At 52.9% G+C, this 16,553-nt stretch carries 13 protein-coding genes; 9 read left to right on the top strand and 4 right to left on the bottom strand.

Annotation, left to right across the window (positions count from 1 at the left end; all coding sequences use genetic code 11):
• The 3 genes from UF78_RS02690 (at position 1) to UF78_RS22965 (ending at position 1,820) form a co-directional block, all read left to right on the top strand.
• A complete protein-coding gene (locus UF78_RS02690) occupies positions 1 to 792 on the top strand; it encodes a helix-turn-helix domain-containing protein (RefSeq protein WP_052679271.1) in 792 nt (263 codons plus the stop codon).
• A gap of 492 nt (positions 793 to 1,284) precedes the next feature.
• Complete coding sequence (locus UF78_RS02685) at positions 1,285 to 1,554, top strand: hypothetical protein (protein WP_017363020.1); 270 nt, start codon at positions 1,285 to 1,287, stop codon at positions 1,552 to 1,554.
• Positions 1,551 to 1,820 carry a LasR-specific antiactivator QslA gene (locus UF78_RS22965; RefSeq protein ID WP_045160523.1) on the top strand — a complete coding sequence of 90 codons (270 nt, stop codon included), beginning with the start codon at positions 1,551 to 1,553 and terminating at the stop codon, positions 1,818 to 1,820. The genes UF78_RS02685 and UF78_RS22965 overlap by 4 nt, the downstream gene beginning before the upstream one ends.
• A 228-nt stretch (positions 1,821 to 2,048) precedes the next feature.
• Here the strand turns inward: UF78_RS22965 and UF78_RS02675 are convergent, their stop codons facing one another.
• The gene (locus UF78_RS02675; RefSeq protein ID WP_045160522.1) at positions 2,049 to 4,088 is read right to left on the bottom strand and encodes a hypothetical protein; all 2,040 of its coding nucleotides are present in this window, start codon (positions 4,086 to 4,088) and stop codon (positions 2,049 to 2,051) included.
• A 1,337-nt stretch (positions 4,089 to 5,425) separates the two neighbouring features.
• Between UF78_RS02675 and UF78_RS02670 the strand changes: the two genes are divergently transcribed.
• The 4 genes from UF78_RS02670 (at position 5,426) to UF78_RS22505 (ending at position 9,697) form a co-directional block, all read left to right on the top strand.
• Entirely contained in the window at positions 5,426 to 6,547 is a 1,122-nt protein-coding gene (locus tag UF78_RS02670) for a Fic family protein (RefSeq protein WP_045160521.1), read from the top strand.
• 293 nt (positions 6,548 to 6,840) lie between these two features.
• On the top strand, positions 6,841 to 7,725 hold the full coding sequence (locus UF78_RS22510) for a sce7726 family protein (protein WP_080890539.1): 885 nt from the start codon (positions 6,841 to 6,843) through the stop codon (positions 7,723 to 7,725).
• Positions 7,726 to 7,730: 5 nt separating this feature from the next.
• Complete coding sequence (locus UF78_RS02665) at positions 7,731 to 8,663, top strand: sce7725 family protein (RefSeq protein WP_045160520.1); 933 nt, start codon at positions 7,731 to 7,733, stop codon at positions 8,661 to 8,663.
• Between the two features lie 8 nt (positions 8,664 to 8,671).
• Complete coding sequence (locus tag UF78_RS22505; RefSeq protein ID WP_080890538.1) at positions 8,672 to 9,697, top strand: RES family NAD+ phosphorylase; 1,026 nt, start codon at positions 8,672 to 8,674, stop codon at positions 9,695 to 9,697.
• A gap of 28 nt (positions 9,698 to 9,725) precedes the next feature.
• On the opposite strand, the gene UF78_RS22825 is transcribed toward UF78_RS22505, so the two are convergent.
• The 3 genes from UF78_RS22825 to UF78_RS02650 form a co-directional block, all read right to left on the bottom strand.
• The gene (locus UF78_RS22825; protein WP_155397591.1) at positions 9,726 to 10,355 is read right to left on the bottom strand and encodes a hypothetical protein; all 630 of its coding nucleotides are present in this window, start codon (positions 10,353 to 10,355) and stop codon (positions 9,726 to 9,728) included.
• 22 nt (positions 10,356 to 10,377) lie between these two features.
• Entirely contained in the window at positions 10,378 to 12,207 is a 1,830-nt protein-coding gene (locus tag UF78_RS22500) for a retron Ec67 family RNA-directed DNA polymerase/endonuclease (protein WP_080890537.1), read from the bottom strand.
• A gap of 1,465 nt (positions 12,208 to 13,672) precedes the next feature.
• Complete coding sequence (locus UF78_RS02650) at positions 13,673 to 14,887, bottom strand: MFS transporter (protein WP_045160518.1); 1,215 nt, start codon at positions 14,885 to 14,887, stop codon at positions 13,673 to 13,675.
• Positions 14,888 to 14,982: 95 nt separating this feature from the next.
• On the opposite strand from UF78_RS02650, the gene UF78_RS02645 reads away from it, so the two are divergent.
• Together UF78_RS02645 and trxC are read left to right on the top strand one after the other, a co-directional pair.
• On the top strand, positions 14,983 to 15,930 hold the full coding sequence (locus UF78_RS02645) for a LysR family transcriptional regulator (protein ID WP_045160517.1): 948 nt from the start codon (positions 14,983 to 14,985) through the stop codon (positions 15,928 to 15,930).
• 182 nt (positions 15,931 to 16,112) lie between these two features.
• Positions 16,113 to 16,553 carry a thioredoxin TrxC gene (trxC, locus tag UF78_RS02640; protein ID WP_045160516.1) on the top strand — a complete coding sequence of 147 codons (441 nt, stop codon included), beginning with the start codon at positions 16,113 to 16,115 and terminating at the stop codon, positions 16,551 to 16,553.

The following is a 16,553-nucleotide window of genomic DNA, read 5'->3' as shown; positions in this document are numbered from 1 at the left end:
ATGAGCATCAAAGCCATGAACTGGGCATGGGAGCAGCCGCTCCCGCCTGTGCCGAAGCTAGTCCTCATGGCGCTCGCTGATAACGCAGATGATCACGGCTACTGCTGGCCGAAGATGAAGACGATTGCAGCGAAGTGCAGCACTTCGGAGCGCACCGTCCAACGCACTATCAAAACCCTGCTGGCTGCCGGCCTGCTCAAGAAGGACGCTCGATTCGATGCCAGCGGCCGGCAGGTTTCTAACGGCTACACACTCGCTTTGACCTACCCCGACAAATTGTCACCCCCGGCTGACGACATCGCCAGGGAGGGTGACACCACTGTCACCCCCGGGGTGACACAGCTATGTCAGGGGGAGGGTGACATAGCTATGTCACCCCTAGAACCACCATATGAACCATCAAATGAATCATCAGTAAGCCGCACGGCAAAACTGACGCGGCTGAGTGCTCTGGAGAGTCAACAGGTCGCCCTGCTGATCAGTTCTGTTCCGGCTGATCAACAGGAAGCGATCACCGCCCAGCTTTTGAACGCACTGGCCAAGGGAACCATCCGCACCTCCCCAACACGCTGGTTGAGAGCTGTCATTCGCCGGACAGGCAGCCACGCGCATCCGAGGAACGCGCCAGAGCTGTCGGAAGCTGACTATGTGAAACGTCTGGTTCAAGGCGGAATATCGTCTGAGGACGCTCACCGCATTGCTCATAAGACCTACAGCCGCCGTGGAGTCAGCCCTTCTGTGAAACTCTGGGGGAGCCACCTCACCCGCCAAACCGCCCAGGGCTGCGGCTGAAAGGACAGCTTGAAGCTGACGAGGTGCGTCACCGCACTTCCCCAGCGCGATTCGTCATGTGTATCGGTAGACGCTGGCTGCATCACCTGACGCCCGCACTGAGCGCAGCACCCAAATTTCCCCTACGCCACAGTAGGTTGCCATCCTGAAACCCTCGGGCTAGAGTGCGCCCGTCGTGGTAAATCCCACGACCGGGCGTCAGAACCCGATTAATCGAGGGCGCGGTTGCGTCATGGCGAAGCGGCAAATACTCCAGTGTTTGCTATCGCTTTTCTATGGCAGGCCGTGCGGGGCAGGCTTTTGCCTGGCCGGTTCCCTCGGTTACCGGTTTCTGACCCCCGTACGGTCTGCCACCATACTGCGTCAGAACGGTGGGTGGCAGCTCCTTAATCAAACCGAGGAGCATAAGGAAAATGCGCTACCCCCTTTTTACCCGAGAGCTCCGCCTTGGGCTTCAGGTCTTGCTGTCCACCTCTGATCTGGAGGTGCGCCATGGCTGAGTTCGAATCCTGCGTTGTACCTTTTCCACTGCAGCGAAGCCCGCTGCATGAATCCGAACGCTCTCCCCTGCCTTCCGAAGCAGCAGCTGAACTACGTGGCGTCATGCTCGGCAATCTGCTTGATCAACTGGCTGAACCGGATGGGCTGCAGCCGGATGATCTGCGCGTGCGGATCGCTGCTTACTCAGCTCTGGATCTGCTCGATGAAATGGTCGTGCTCTATCGCCGAGCCCTATCCGAGGCGCGAGGGGGGGCGAGATGAGCAAAGGCGTAATTACCTGCCTTCCGCCTAACGACGGCCATCCAGGCATGGAAATAGCCTGGGCAGCCGATTGCGGAGAAGCGTTCAACCAGGGCGTGAGGCTGGCCCAGACCTGGCTCGACAATGCCCGCACCGGCTGGCTCTGGGCAATCATGATTGCCGAGCGAGACTTGCTGCCATGCGCAATAGAACGACGAGCCTTCGAAGTGGGGTTCCTCAGCCGCCTACATCAGCGCATATGTGCTCACAGGTGCTGCGGCCACTAAACCACTTTGCCTAGCTCTAGAACGCAGGGGTTCGTGAGCCGGCCTTGCCGGCTTACGTTAACCGTAGGAAAGTCCCACGCTAAGGGTATGCAGAAACTTCCAGCCAACGTAGAACTATTTGAACTATGAGTAAGGCCAAAACACATTTAGGTCAAAGCCTCAGAGCTGACCGGCAGTGATCCGAAAAAAACTCCGATCGCGAGGCGATCTCCATACTTAGCAGGAAGATTAACTCGGTTCGAGAGGAGGTTGTATATCCGCGTTTGAGTAGCTGGCTAAACTGCGAATAGTAAATTTTTTGCGCTGGCGTCGACGATAGCGCGCCCTGACTCGCGTTGCGAAGTATAGAGAAATCACTTCAGTATTAATAAGCATAATTATAAGAGGCAACATACCTAAAGCAACGGACAGCATACCCAGCGTAGTGTCATTCTCGCCTCGAAGCACAAAGATAATCGCCAAGCCAATCAATATAGCGATACCGTAAGCGAGAGCCGTAACTCCAACAAACTCAAGCCTAGCCAAATTACGGAGCGGCTTCAACCTCTCCTTATGTATAGTAATATCCCGCACACGCAACTGCGCCTGATATTGATTCAGAGTGTTATCAATATGTTGCTGCCTCTTAACTCTCTCCTGCTCGGACAAATCCGCCTGTAGCTTGAGCTGATCCTCCAGCAAACGCACCTTAGCCTGACTAACTTCGCCTTCTTCCGCCTTGCGTTCCAGCACTGCCTTTTGTCGGAGCGCATCCTCAATGAACTCGCTTCGCAGAAATGCTGCAACTTCTTCTACGTTGTCCGAGTGAAAGTCTTCCGGCTTCGTTGTGCGTGAACGAAGTTCAGAGAGTAAATAGCCGGCACTGTCGTTGCTCATAAGACCAGATTCCATCTGGTTAAGCAGTGACTTGTAGTCTTCCGCCACCTTGCTACCTGCTTGCGTCGACAGAATTACCTGCGCCCGCGCAACTACGTCGAAGGTAGATGGCAGCTTACCATTTCCAAAGCCCTTATTTAATTTAAACCATAAACGCTCGGTCAAATAGTCTAAGTCCGTCGCAAATGGAATTTGCTTCGGCTCTTGTAGTATCGCTTTGGAAAACGCCAAGACTCGTGTGATGTATTTCCCTGAAACAAGAATGGCTGCAGACTGCTCTAAACCTTGATGACTCACCCCTCGGCGCAAATAATTAATTTTTGTGAACAAGCGCAACACACTTGGAATCTTGTCTTGGTCAAGATCGGGGTGTTCGGCTTGAAGCAATTTAAATGTCCCCATGTCGTCAACCACATATGTGGGGGGATCATAGTAATTCTGACTAATTTCTTCCTGAATACGCAACCGACGAAGATCCTGATAAAATTTAGCTTTTTTCAGCAGAACGTCAGCGGAACTACTACAGCCATTAGTTATATTAATCATTGCAGGTTTAGAGGGATCAGGCTCCTGATGCTGCTCAACGATTTTCTCTGCTGCATAGAAGAAATCCTCAACCTCTCGCTTGGTCTCATCAAAATAGCGGAGCTCGATCTTCGCCCCATGAGAGGTTCGCGCATTGATCTCTCTTATTAATGCATGAAAGTCATCGAAAATATTTTTATGTAAAGTACCATTGAACCCTTGCGAGAAAAATAAAACCTCCGTATCGAGGTAAATAGTGAAATTATTCCGCCATGGTTCATGATTTGCCAAGCTAGATGAATGACAGATTCCACCATAGAGGATTAGCCCTTCCTCAACGCGATTGAGTTTTTCAGTGAATTCTACATCACACGAATACTTAACAATAAACTCGCTAATAAGAAGCGAATTTTCACAAGGTTTTAGCCCTCCTAAAAAATAAGAGTGGAAATCTGCGGAAAGCTGCTCACGATCAGAGCCACTCAACTTCCTTGATGTTACTTTCTCAACGTATTCGGTCAGTGTATTGATAATATAACGCTGCTCGCTTTGGATGCCGGTATAATCATCCTTCAACGAATCAGCCCTGACGAATTGCTCTGTCGTGGTATATATACCCTGGCTTAAGGAAATCTCACCTGCTCGCTTAAGGCGTTTTTTCAGACATGTACGAATGACCGCGTCCGGAATCTTGAAGCCAAAATTTTCCTCCAAGATTCCGGAGCATTCTGTGACATTGAAGCTCCATAACGAACTCCAACTGATAGATGATCGAATAAATTCCGCCAATACATCATAAACATCTTTTTTATTATCGTGAAGCTGCCGAAACAGGGCCGCAGACGCAAGAAGGCGACGATCTTCCATATACTTTTCAACAGTCCTTAACATACTAACCCCGAAACTATTTCGTAGATATAGAGTCGAAAATCAGGGATGCGTTTAATTTTACTTTTAATTCACGTGATGGATCACAGAGCTGCCAACCCTATCAGTATGGCCCATGGCTATCAAAATTACATCTATACGGTTTTCTTGGATCTGCCCCTGAAGCGTTCTGGATGAGACTTCTGCCGAGGGCTACGTTTGGGCAGACGCCTGCTTCTGGCAGACTCCGACCGGTTACCGGCTCAAGCGAGCGTGCGCTGGACAGTTAGGGCAAATGCGAGGGCCGTGTCTGATCCTCCTGAGATATGCCGCCATAACAATGCCGCCACCGAGATAGGCCCGTAACGCAGCTAAAGGACACTATCAGCTAAGTGGCGTTTGGCGATCTGGTGCTGTTGACCTCTGCCAGGCAGCTCAGCACGACTGCCGGTCTCCGAAAATATCGCTATCGGAGGTGGCGGTGGCGCCGCCGCATGTCTGCTAGGCGCACATCATTGGTACCATTCTGGCCAGGCGGCGTTTTACTTGGTGCGGTGTTTGCTGCCGCTCAGCAACCACTAGGGTTAGTTGGACTGGCGCTTGTTTAGCCTGGCGCCTGTCGAAGGGGTAATCTTTCTGGCTCAACCCTTGTGATCAGAACAGTGTCGATGAACATCCGCTATTGCATCGGCGTTGATGTCTATAGTTCGTGCGGTCGAGTACCGCTGGACTGCCATCGCCGGGCATCTAGCGATGAGGGAGCCCCTTCCTCTGCCTAGTTACTCTACTCAGTGGCTCAGAATGCGTAACAAAGGTGGAGGGCAAGATAAAAGGAGGCGGCACTTCGTTGGCCTGAAAAGCAGTCTGCACGGGGGTTGGAGACGGCACTCAATGCATGCATGGGCGTGCCGTGCACAGCGCAAACGCCCGCCAGTCCTGGCTTTGACGCGTGCCTAGCACTCCTTATTGCGATCAGCTTGGAACAGACGTCGATAGCTGACCCTACAGCCGGAAACCGATGTAGATAAAGAATCATGCCTGGAAGCTTGTAGCCCCTGAGCCACAGAACCGCTCGGGAAAAGCCATTTTGTAGCCCAAGGGCTACATCTTCCTGCGTCACGTTTTATGGATGCCCAAGGGCTGCAAATGACCTATTTCAACGATGTTTCTGAAACGCTGAAAAAGGCGCGCGAGCTGGGTCACTAACCCTGATCAGGCGCGCTCACCAAGCCAAGCATCCTGGTTTGAGCATTAGACAGTGAGCCGAATAGCCGGCATTATCGGCTCACCCAATGAGCCGAATCGGCTCGCTAATCGGCTCATAGATGAACACCCCTATGAATGACCCGCTCTGGATCTGGCAGCAACCCAACTGGCCACACTTCAGCTGGCAAGGCGAAACGCTTGCCCCACTGCTGCGCGCCTGCGGTCAGGCTCAAGGACGCTTGTTGGGAATGCTCGGTGCGGTGGGCGGTGACACTGAAGTGCAGAGCAGCCTGGATGCCATGCTTCAGAACATCGTCACCTCTTCAGCCATCGAGGGTGAGCAACTGAATGTCGGTTCGGTGCGTTCATCACTGGCGCGGCGCTTGGGGCTGAGCGCAGAAGGTCGCACCACCTCACGTTCCGAAGGCCTGGCGGAACTGCTGCTCGATGCCACCTGCCTGCATCAACAACCGCTAGACGAACAGCGACTTTTCACCTGGCACCGTTGGCTATTCCCCACCGATGACCAACTGCTGGCTCGACCGCTACACATCGGCAAACTGCGCGGCGAAGAGCCGATGCAGGTCGTTTCCGGTCGCATAGACCGCCCTACGGTACATTTCGAAGCCCCTCCCCGCGCAGGGCTGGAAGCGCAATTGGCGGACTTTCTCGCCTGGTTCGAGAGCAGCCGAAGCGATGCCAACCTTGACCCCTTTCTGCGCGCCGGCATCGCCCATTTCTGGTTCGTCACCCTGCACCCTTTTGATGACGGTAACGGCCGCCTCACGCGCGCCATTACCGACCTTGCACTGGCCCAGGGCGAACAACAGGCCATCCGCTTTTATGCGATGTCCGCGAGCATCCTCGAGGACCGCGCCGGTTACTATCGCATCCTCGAAGCCAGTCAGAAAGGTGGGCTGGATATCACCAGTTGGCTGCAGTGGTTTCTCGCAACCTTACTCAACAGCCTGGAGCAGGCCCTTGCTCGTATCGATCGCGTGCTGGTCAAGGCGCGCTTCTGGCAGGCACACCGCAGCCAAACCCTATCGGCGGAGCAAGTCAAAGTGCTTAACCGCTTGCTCGATGGCGGCGAACGGGGTTTCGAGAACGGTATCAGCGCAGCCCAGTACCAAGCCGTGGCCAAGGTATCCAAAGCAACCGCGACCCGCCACCTGAGCGACCTGCTGGAAAAAGGTTGCATCGAGCGGCTGCCGGGTGGCGGGCGCAGCACTCGTTACCAGATAGCACGCTGAGCTCCTGAGCCGAGCCTGTCAGCCCCTGGTGCGTCATTGCGCCACAGGACAATGTCGCGATTCTATTGTGCCATTGAAGGCCAATTGGCTGCCTGACGGACGGTCAGCTCGCGGCCGCGTTACGGTTTGTCGCAATGCCTGCTGCTTTCGCCGCCACCTGAACTAGTCTCTTCCGACCCAGGGAGCGCCACAGTTCCGCATTGGAGTGCCAGCCAGGTGTGCCCCGTTACGTACGTATAGTCTAGAATTACATACCGCTTTTGGCGTTTAGGTAAGCGGCCTACGGAGGAATCGTGTCACCAAATGCATCACAGCTCTCAGCGCTATCACGGCTGTTTTCCCCTGGCGTTTTCCGTGAAATTTCACAAAAAGGGCAGTCGGCGCTGTTTGCTCGCCTATTCTCGCAGACGGGAATTGTCGGGAGGTCAAACCAAACGGTAGCCGATGCTTTCGATGCAGCTTTTGCAATTCTCCGACGCGCCGGTTACCGAGACGAGTACGTCTATCGCGCCGCGTTGACACAAAATGTTTTACTCGGCACTCATTCTCTCAATAGTGCGAGCATGCTCACCGAGTTCCGTGCGGGGTCTTGCAAAGCCGACTTAGCGATCTTGAACGGAACAGCAACAGTTTATGAAATAAAGTCCGAACGAGACTCCCTTACTCGACTAGAAAACCAAATTAATAACTATAAAAAAGTCTTCGCCAAGATATATGTTATTGCAGGTGAGGCACACGTCAATAGCGTACTGAGCAATACGCCTCTCGATATTGGCGTAATGTGCCTCAACCGCCGAAGCCAAATTTCAAAAATTCGCGAGGCTGTTGATAGATCCGAGAGTGTATGCCCCATTACAATCTTCGAGTCACTACGTGCCGACGAAGCCCGCTCTATTCTTAATGATCTTGGCATAATAGTTCCGGACGTACCGAACACTATACTGCGTAGCACTATGCGCGACTGTTATGCGCAGCTTGCACCAAAAGACGTTCACCACGCGATGGTTCACACCCTAAAACGCACACGGAGCCTTGCCCCTCTCAGCGAATTTATTGAGAGACTGCCGTTATCCCTACGCCCCATAGCGCTTTCGGTACAAATACGCAACACTGTTCAACAGCAGCGTTTTATTGAAGCCGTAAGCCTCCCTCTCATCAAAGCCATGGACTGGAAATAATCTGAATGTATTATCCATATTTTCGCGGAAAACAATTCGAGCTGATTTCCATACGTGACAACGCTCCGCTTATGGCTGCATCGAATTTTGCACCTATAATCGAGCCCGTCCGAGAGGCATTGAGCGGCCTTGAGAGATCAATAAAAGCAGTATGCGAAGCAAATGGAAGAGCGATAGTGATCGTTAACCCATATCATGGCGATCATAGAGAAAACGGGGCCGGAATAACGGATTTCATCCGGGAATATATTGATAGCCCTTCGATTGGTGCCGGAATTCTGCTCCGCCAAGATATGGGAATAGCGGAGGCGATGCAGCTTTGCGAACGACACCACCAACATCAGCTGAACTTTATTCATGCAGGGTTCACACATGGGAAGGAGTTGGCACAAGAGCTAGGAGAGAGGCTGACTACCACACGCCATATTTTTAATGAGAGCCACTGCCAAAAAACTTACCGAAAGCACTTTATCGGAAGCGAGCGCATTCTTCTACGCGACGGATTCAAACGTCGGCGAAATCGAGACTACCCTCCAGTTGAGTTGTTTTCTGATCTTAATGTGACCTTCGAAGAAGAAGGCATGAATGCTTTCGGGGACTTTTCTATTGTCGGGGATGATTATTCAGAATCTGGCGGCCCAGCTTATGCGGTAGCTATCCACCTAACATTTATCGACCCCGATCAAGATGATGCAATGTTTATATATCACTTTGTATCTACAAGCCAAGATACGCCTACTGATCCGGCGGGCAAGTTTGCTGAAGCGCTCGATAAGCTAATTGCAAAATTGGAGTCAGGGAATTCCAAACTATACGAAACAGACGCTCTGAAAGAGTTGCGCTTGCTTCATGCAAAGAGGCATTTCCCTGGATTGGGCTACCTAAAGAAAATCTCGTTAAATCATCACATCGAGACTATGGCCCAATTTTTTAGCTGAGACATTTTATGCCTGCCTACTGCTGCCCTGAGTGCTTTGGTGACCGTGGCTTAAAGCAAAGTATTATTCCGCTGATCTCCAAGACGGTTGGAAGATGTGACTTCTGTGATGCCACTGAGCAAAACCTAGTAGAACCCCAAGCCCTTGCAGAATGGTTTCATCTCTTAATCAGCATTTATGAACCAGATACAAACGGCAAGCTTCTAGTTGAGCGGTTGAAAGAGGATTGGGAACTTTTTTTACACCCGAGAATGGATATTGCTCACGCGAAAGAGTTGCTAGGCGAAATACTTGACGACGGAGATATTGTTCGCCGAAACTTCTCTCCATCTGAGAAGTATAAAAGTGAAGTTCTTGTTAGGTGGGAGACCCTCCGCGACGAGTTAATGTACAAAAATCGCTATTTTTTAGACGAGCCTTTAGATACGGATCGCCTCAAAGAACTATTAGATCATCTACCTGCAGACAATTTACCTCAATTATGGTATCGAGCTCGAATACGCACTGGTCAATCCAATTATGATATAAAAGATATGGGTCCACCGCCCAATCGATTAGCATCTCATGGTCGAGCAAATCCACCTGGCATTCCATACTTGTACGTTGGTTCACAGCCGGACACAGCAGCATCGGAAGTACGGCCTCACACCGGCGAAGTCGCTTGCGTTGCGGAATTCGCTATAACTACCCCTCTTAGAGCGGTTGATCTTCGACATCCCAGAAGACTCGTATCTCCATTTTTGCTGGGGGACGCTAGTGCCATTGGGCAACTGCGCGCAGACATTCCCTTTCTTGAGCGCTTAGGAGAGGAACTAACCAGGCCTGTTCTACCTCAAGGAGCAGCCATTGACTACGTCCCCAGCCAGTACCTTTGTGAGTTTATAAAGAAGAGCGGCTATGACGGAGTTATATACCGAAGCTCAGTCAGCGACGGAATGAATTTGGCACTTTTTAACCCCGCCAAGGCAACGGGCGGAAATGTAAGCCTATACAAAATTAAACGAGTATTGGTGGACGTTCAGAGGGAGGAATGAAAATTGTACTCTGACACTATCTACTCTCTCATTGATCCGCCATCAATAAGTATACCGCCTTGTAACCACCCATATACCCAAATGGATGATAGCCACCAATCCCCCTACTCTCCATAACGATAGATTTAACAGCTCCCAATATTATATCCAGACCGATCCATCTTGCCTCTAGTTCGACAATGCGCAGGACTTCTTCGAGGTCGTCAATCACAAGTCTCTCATACGGTCCTTGGTATAGACCTGACTCATTCACCGCGATGGTAAAATCTACATCACTGGGCAAAGCCTTGGCCAAATTCACCCAAAGAAACCGGTTGCAATGGCCCAGCTCTATTAGGTTTTTTGCCAATGGGCAGCCGGCAATCATGGGGATACCTAAGCTATGCCCCACGGCGGCCGCTACAACTACTTCCTGATTAATCTTAACATTAATCAAACCATCTTCAGCGCTCGAGATCTTAGGACGTCTTGCATAAAGACCTAACACTCTAAATCTCGACTCACGATGTAATCCCCTTGAAAACCTCGACCCCTCACGAGTCATCCATGGATAAATTGGGGTTACGAACGAATACCTCTCTTTCAGTTTTCTGACCAACTCAGGAATAAGCACATACTCTGCAGATCTTTCACAAACATAACTTACTAACTTAGACATAATCCTTGCCGCTAGCCAGTGGCTATCCCTTGATAGACTCGTAGTGATCTATACATTGTACAAGCCTATCCAAAATTGGTCTAAACCCTACAAAATCAATATTTCCCTTTTTAGCCAAAACGACCTTCTTAGCAAATATCTCCTTTCCATACTCTTTAGCAGGATCCATCTTATTTGATGGATTGAATGTTTTTCCGGAGACTATCTCTTTCAATGTGGACCGAGTGAACAGATCCTCAATTGCTGTACTTTTTGCTGTACCCAAAGGGGTTAGCACTAGATAAAGATTATGAAGCACATGAATAAAATCCGAATTTCGGTACCCGGCAACCCCGAGCCCCGTCGGATAAACAGCTGCGTTCGTCATTTTGCTTTTCAGCAAAACCTCAATGGAGTTAAAGCCTGTATCATTATCTAGAATCACAATAACGGGATTGGCAGGCTTTGGTGCCATATAAAAGTCATAGTGCTTTTCGTAAGTTTCTATGAAATCTTTAAGGTAAGAAGACCCACCGTATAATTGAAGAAGAAATCTTGTCCGCTCATTATATTTAAACAGAGAAACCAAAAGCTCATAGGGTTTGGTTGAGGTCTTGGCTCTCGCAAGCTTTGGATATTCAGCGGCGAGTCTATTTATAGCTGATCTTATGTATACGTTGTCAGTCTTTCCCTCACAAAGAATCGTAGGCTTATCGTTACCGTAAAATGCTCGATAATACAAAAACCTGCTAAAAGTTCGCTCCCTACCACTAAGAAGCCCACGAGTATTTAACTTATGATTAGCCAGTGCATACTCTGGATTCAGCGGAATCTTTTGCCGCAGACGATTATAATAGTCAACCTGATCAATAAAATTCAGACGACCCTCTAACTCAAATATGCTGCCATCTTTGATTTCATCGCCGTCTTTTATAGCGAACTTTCCGGTCCTAAAAAGTAAATGACACTGAGATTTTACCGTTCGCCAATACTCACACTTCACATTAGGCTTTCTATTCACCACCAGACCAGTAACATCTTGACGAGAATCCTTATACTGAATCCGTGTTTTCTTTTTATTTAGCTTCAGCCCCGCCCGAGCAAACTCACTCTCAAGATCATCACCATATACGTAGCCTTCAGAATCCCATCTTACAAGATTTGAAGGGAAAACCTTTTCTCTCGTAGAGAAAGTTATATCATCTGCATATCGCGAATACGTGCAAGAATTTTTCCTTGCGAGTGCCGCCAACCTGATATCCAAGCTATGCGTAATCAGATTAGTTATGACTGGAGAGCAAGGACTCCCTTGCGGCAATTTATTATCGTAGCAAGCAATTTGCGCAATTACAGTAGCGACATCCGGACGAAGACGGAAGTTATTATTTTTTATGAAAAAACCTCTAACCCTTCCAAAATTAAAGCTCTCAAAAAAATCCTTTATATCGATATTTAGAACGCTATTCTTATTTAGATGCATCAAAGCGTTTGTAATAATTGATCTCTTGCGCACGAAACCATGAGACAACGTTGAGGTATAGACATACTCCACCCGCTTCGCTCTCTTACCATCTGAAAGCCTATCGGTTTTCGCAAACATTCCTTTTGGCGCGCGCGGCGGCTTTGCTTTATTAATTTCGTCAATGCAATCTTGTAAAAGCGTAGAGAGCGACGACTGAACAGCCTTGAGCCGCTCAGACGGAGAGTTAATTTTTCGTATTCCGCCGCTTTTCTTAGCAATATTAAAACTGGTGTACTGCGTAGAAGGTTTCAACACATACAACAGATACGTAAGAGCGGAGGCTTTAACTCCTAAAAGCAGCGCGAGTTCAGGCTTTGTTCGAACTGCCCGAAGAGCATCGACTTTTCTCATTGTGCGGCACTGAGCTGAGGGGGAAGGGTGGCTTATGGGCACTCCTACGCAAACTGGAGGGACCGTCAAAAGTCGACAAGTCTCATCGGGCAGTCCTTTCGGACATTGTTTTCACTGATCGCGATCCGCGATCCAAAATCTGCCCATAAGCCAAGGACGACGCTATCAAAGCGACATCACTAATTCAAGCCAGATGTTAAAGATCTCATATCGAACGTCTCGGCCATCCCGGTGCCGCTGAAGCAGCGTCCAGACTAACCTGCCCCTTATGCCAAGTTCGCTTGTTCTAATAGCACTTCTTATCGAGAAGTCAGACACTGGGGAAACACGCGCTATGCCCCTCGAGGATGTGGAAGAATCCTCAAATCGGTAAGCGTCCTCGAAAAAACAGTACACTGGCGGTACACTGCCTAGCTTGTGTCACTTTTGCGAAACTTCGCTCAAGCCCAGTAACGACGCTGCTTTCAGCTTATTTTACCTGCGCTGAGCTGCTCACGGTTTTACTGGGTTTGCGGCGTTTCTAGGCAACTCATAATCCTTTGGTCCAGGGCTCGAGTCCGTGGGGGCCACCACATCCAAAGCCGCGCATAGATGAGTCAAAGTGGGGAGGTCACCGCTTTCTGACGACCGCACCCAGTAAACAGGCGACTGAGCACAGCGTCGATGGGCCAATGCGAGTGTTCGCACGAAGTCCAGGCTTGGGGCGTTTTTGCTACGGAGCAGAACGGGAGTCCATGAGGTTGTCTTGCCGCCCGCCACGAGTGTGCGGCGTCTGTATGCGCTCAGCGCCGGGCTTGATCTGTTGGCGATTCAATGCGGTGAATGCGCGCCGCAGCAAGAACGCTGCCACACAGGCTATGGCCAGGAAAGCGATCAACACTGGGATAGCTTGAGCATTCATAGTGTTTTCTCAGTCGAGTGGGTGGCCTTTCGGCCGCGATGGCGAACTGATATTACAGATTATTGGTTCTGATACCAACGCTGCGGATGCGTGCTCGCCAATGCCCCGACGAATGACAAAAAGCAAATATCGGTTTGCGCGTCAACGAATCGGTTCATTGTTTGTCCTATTTCGCGGGCCACCGATTTAGGCATAGCAGCGGAGGGCTACATGAACCGGGACTACACCAGGCAATACCATCAGTTGCGCACTCACATCGATCGCATGCTCGACAGGGGAGCGGTGATCGCGGCCAGGCGGCCGCTTACGATCAGGCGAGGGGATCAGCTTTTCCGAGTGTCGTGCGGAATGCTGATCAGCGAGCTGGCTCTGGCAGATAGCTGAGGGAATCCAGCTGATCATGCCGGGCCAGCGAGGTGCCCGTTCTGCGTCGCTCACCTCCTCTCGTGCATGTGGCACGCGATAACGACCTTAACGAGCATTGAATCCTTGTTCGAGAGGAGCCGGCATCAAGCATAAGTCCTGCTTTGGAGACTGCCGAGGCACACTCCCTCCCCTCGCTGACTAGCTGCGCAGCCTCTTGCCAGCCCCCAGCCGTACGACCAGCGCACCAACTGATGCCAGGGTCGCCACTACCATAACCGCGGGCCATCCCCACTGAGCCAACACGAGGCTACCCAGGCCCGCACCCAGCGCCATGCCAATGAACACGCCGGTAAACAGCACCGCATTCAGGCGGCTGCGGGCAGCCGGTTCGATTCCGTAGACCATCGTCTGGTGAGCCACGAGTGTCGCCTGTACGCCGAAATCGAAACCGATGGCGGCCAGTATGATCAGTCCCAACTGCACGTCGAAAGGTAGTGCACCCGCCAATCCCATCACTGCGAACGACGCGGCGGACAAGCCCGCTCCCAGGCGGGTGACACGCTCCGGGCCGCGGCGATCGGCCAGTCGCCCGGCCAAGGGTGCGGCCAGGGCGCCAGCCGCACCAGCCAAACCGAAGGCGCCAGCCGCCGCGCTACCCAATCCGAAGCTGCCGTGCAGCATCACCGCCAGGGTCGACCAGAATGCGCTGAATGCCACCGATAACAAGCCCTGGGCAAAGGCGGCACGACGCAGCGCCGGATGGCGCAACCAGAGCTGAAACATCGACCCAAGCAGTGCGCCATAACCCAGCGAGGTGGTCGGCGCAAAACGCGGTAGGCTGCGCCAGGCCCCGAGGCAGACCAGCGAGATCGAAACCGCGGCAAGTCCATATACCGTACGCCAGCCGAACTGCTCCGCCACCACGCCGCTCATCACCCGGGACAACAGGATGCCCAGCAACAGGCCGGTCATTACCGTTCCTACGATTTTGCCGCGCTGGGCTTCGGGCGCCAGCGTTGCCGCCGCTGGCACGATGTCCTGCGCGACGGTTGCCGACAATCCGATGGCGAGACTGCCGATCAGCAACCAGCCGACCCCGGGCGCAAAACCGCTGAGCAGCAGCGCCAGCGTCAACGCCACGGCCTTGAACAGAATGATCTTTCGCCGATCGTAACGATCACCCAGCGGAGCCAGCAGCAGGATCCCCAACGCATAGCCTAGCTGGGTAAGCATCGGCACCATGCCGATGGCGCTTTCGCTGGCGTTTATGTCAGGCCCCAGCACACCCAGCATCGGCTGGCTGTAATAGAGCGTGGCGACGCTAAGCCCGGCTCCGGTGGCCAGAAGGGCGACCATGGCGCGGGATGGTTCCTTGAGCGGGGCGGGTGCATACGCCTTCTGCATGGAAGTCATGGCAAAATCCGTTCTGTTTGCGAGGGTGTCATTGTCTTAGCGTGAAGCAGGGCCCTGTAGTAGGCTTCACGGCAAATCTGATATACGTCACGCGCATGACTGGAAACACATCAATCGATCGACTCGAACTGCTGCGTACCTTCGTTCGGATCGTCGAGGCCGGCAGCCTCTCGGCCGCCGCCGAGCAGCTCAAGACCACCCAACCGACCATCAGCCGCCGCCTCCAGGCCCTGGAGCGATCGCTGGGCTTACAGCTGCTGCAGCGATCCACCCACAGCATGCAGCTGACCGGCGATGGCGAGCGCTGCTATGGCTACGGCAAGGCGTTGCTGGAAAGCTGGCAGGAGATGGAGGCCGAGCTGCAGGGCGCCCGAGACGAGCCGCGTGGCACGCTGCGCGTCCAGGTCCCGCACGCCTTTGGCCAGGACCAACTGATCGCGCCGCTGAGCGAATACCTGGGTCGCCATTCGAAAGTGGCGGTCGAATGGTTGCTCCACGACCGACGACCGGACTTCGTTGCCGAGGCCATCGATTGCGCGATTCAGGTCGGAGTGGTGGATGACCCCGCCGTCGTGGCCATCCCTCTCGGCGAGGTTCCACGGATCGTGGTCGCCTCGCCGACGCTGCTGGGCGACCGGCCTATGCCAGCATCCGCCGAGGAACTCGCGCAACTGCCGTGGCTAGCTCTGCGCACCTACTACCACGACGAGGTCGCCCTGACCTGTTTGACCGACGGCCAGCACCATCGCTTCACCATCCAACCCCGCGTGAGCACCGACAGCCTCTACGCCTTGCGCAACTCGGCACTGGCGGGACTCGGCGCCTGCGTCTGCTCGGCCTGGATCGTGGCCCAGGACATTGCCGAAGGTCGTTTGGTGCAGTTGGTACCGCAATGGCAGGCGGCGCCGTTGCCGGTATACCTGATCTACCCCTATGCACGCCGCTATCCCGCGAAACTGCGGTTGTTCGGCGAACTGATCCGCCAGCGCATGCCGCTGCTCACCGGGATGCATCGGGCATCATCGGGAGAGCGCAGGTCCTGAGGTGCCAGAGCAATGCGCTACCGGAGGCGGTCGGGCCAACTGGCACTGCTGGTACTGAACGTGAGGCAGCCATGGCGCCGCAGGCGACAGCGAACCAGCCATCTGGACTTCAGCTGCAGACTTGATATCCCACCGCACGCCTCCACTTAAATAGTCGGCATGTCACCGTGTGGAGATTATCTATGAGCGCCCTCGTCGTCCCCTGTGCGCACTGCGCTGGGCTCAACCGCATCCCCGCCGGCCGATTGACTGAGGGACCGCGCTGCGGCCGTTGCAAAGCCGCGGTATTGAGCGACACCCCGTTCGAACTGAGCCAGGCGAGCTTCGCCAATCAAATCAAGGGCGACTTGCCGTTACTGGTGGACGTATGGGCGAGCTGGTGCGGGCCGTGTCGCAGTTTCGCGCCGATCTTCGAACAGGCGGCTGCGCAGTTGCGGGGCCGCTGCCGGCTGGCCAAGCTGGACAGCGAAGCCAACCCGCAGCTGTCGGCCCAGCTCGGCGTTCGCTCGATTCCGAGTCTGATCCTGTTCAAGCAAGGGCGGGAGATTTCACGCCAAAGCGGCGCACTGCCGTTGCCGCAATTGTTGGCGTGGATCCAGCAGCAGGGCGTGATCACGTCCTGA

This window comes from Stutzerimonas stutzeri (assembly GCF_000952685.1).
Lineage (GTDB): Bacteria > Pseudomonadota > Gammaproteobacteria > Pseudomonadales > Pseudomonadaceae > Stutzerimonas > Stutzerimonas stutzeri_E.
This window is presented reverse-complemented; position numbering and strand designations above follow the sequence as displayed.

Bases quoted from the DNA above. Each gene is read 5' to 3' on its own strand.
- UF78_RS02690 (WP_052679271.1), top strand. From the start codon at position 1: ATGAGCATCAAAGCCATGAACTGGGCATGGGAGCAGCCGCTCCCGCCT.
- UF78_RS02685 (WP_017363020.1), top strand. From the start codon at position 1,285: ATGGCTGAGTTCGAATCCTGCGTTGTACCTTTTCCACTGCAGCGAAGC.
- UF78_RS22965 (WP_045160523.1), top strand. From the start codon at position 1,551: ATGAGCAAAGGCGTAATTACCTGCCTTCCGCCTAACGACGGCCATCCA.
- UF78_RS02675 (WP_045160522.1), bottom strand. From the start codon at position 4,088: ATGGAAGATCGTCGCCTTCTTGCGTCTGCGGCCCTGTTTCGGCAGCTT.
- UF78_RS02670 (WP_045160521.1), top strand. From the start codon at position 5,426: ATGAATGACCCGCTCTGGATCTGGCAGCAACCCAACTGGCCACACTTC.
- UF78_RS02665 (WP_045160520.1), top strand. From the start codon at position 7,731: ATGTATTATCCATATTTTCGCGGAAAACAATTCGAGCTGATTTCCATA.
- UF78_RS22505 (WP_080890538.1), top strand. From the start codon at position 8,672: ATGCCTGCCTACTGCTGCCCTGAGTGCTTTGGTGACCGTGGCTTAAAG.
- UF78_RS22825 (WP_155397591.1), bottom strand. From the start codon at position 10,355: ATGTCTAAGTTAGTAAGTTATGTTTGTGAAAGATCTGCAGAGTATGTG.
- UF78_RS22500 (WP_080890537.1), bottom strand. From the start codon at position 12,207: ATGAGAAAAGTCGATGCTCTTCGGGCAGTTCGAACAAAGCCTGAACTC.
- UF78_RS02650 (WP_045160518.1), bottom strand. From the start codon at position 14,887: ATGACTTCCATGCAGAAGGCGTATGCACCCGCCCCGCTCAAGGAACCA.
- UF78_RS02645 (WP_045160517.1), top strand. From the start codon at position 14,983: ATGACTGGAAACACATCAATCGATCGACTCGAACTGCTGCGTACCTTC.
- trxC (WP_045160516.1), top strand. From the start codon at position 16,113: ATGAGCGCCCTCGTCGTCCCCTGTGCGCACTGCGCTGGGCTCAACCGC.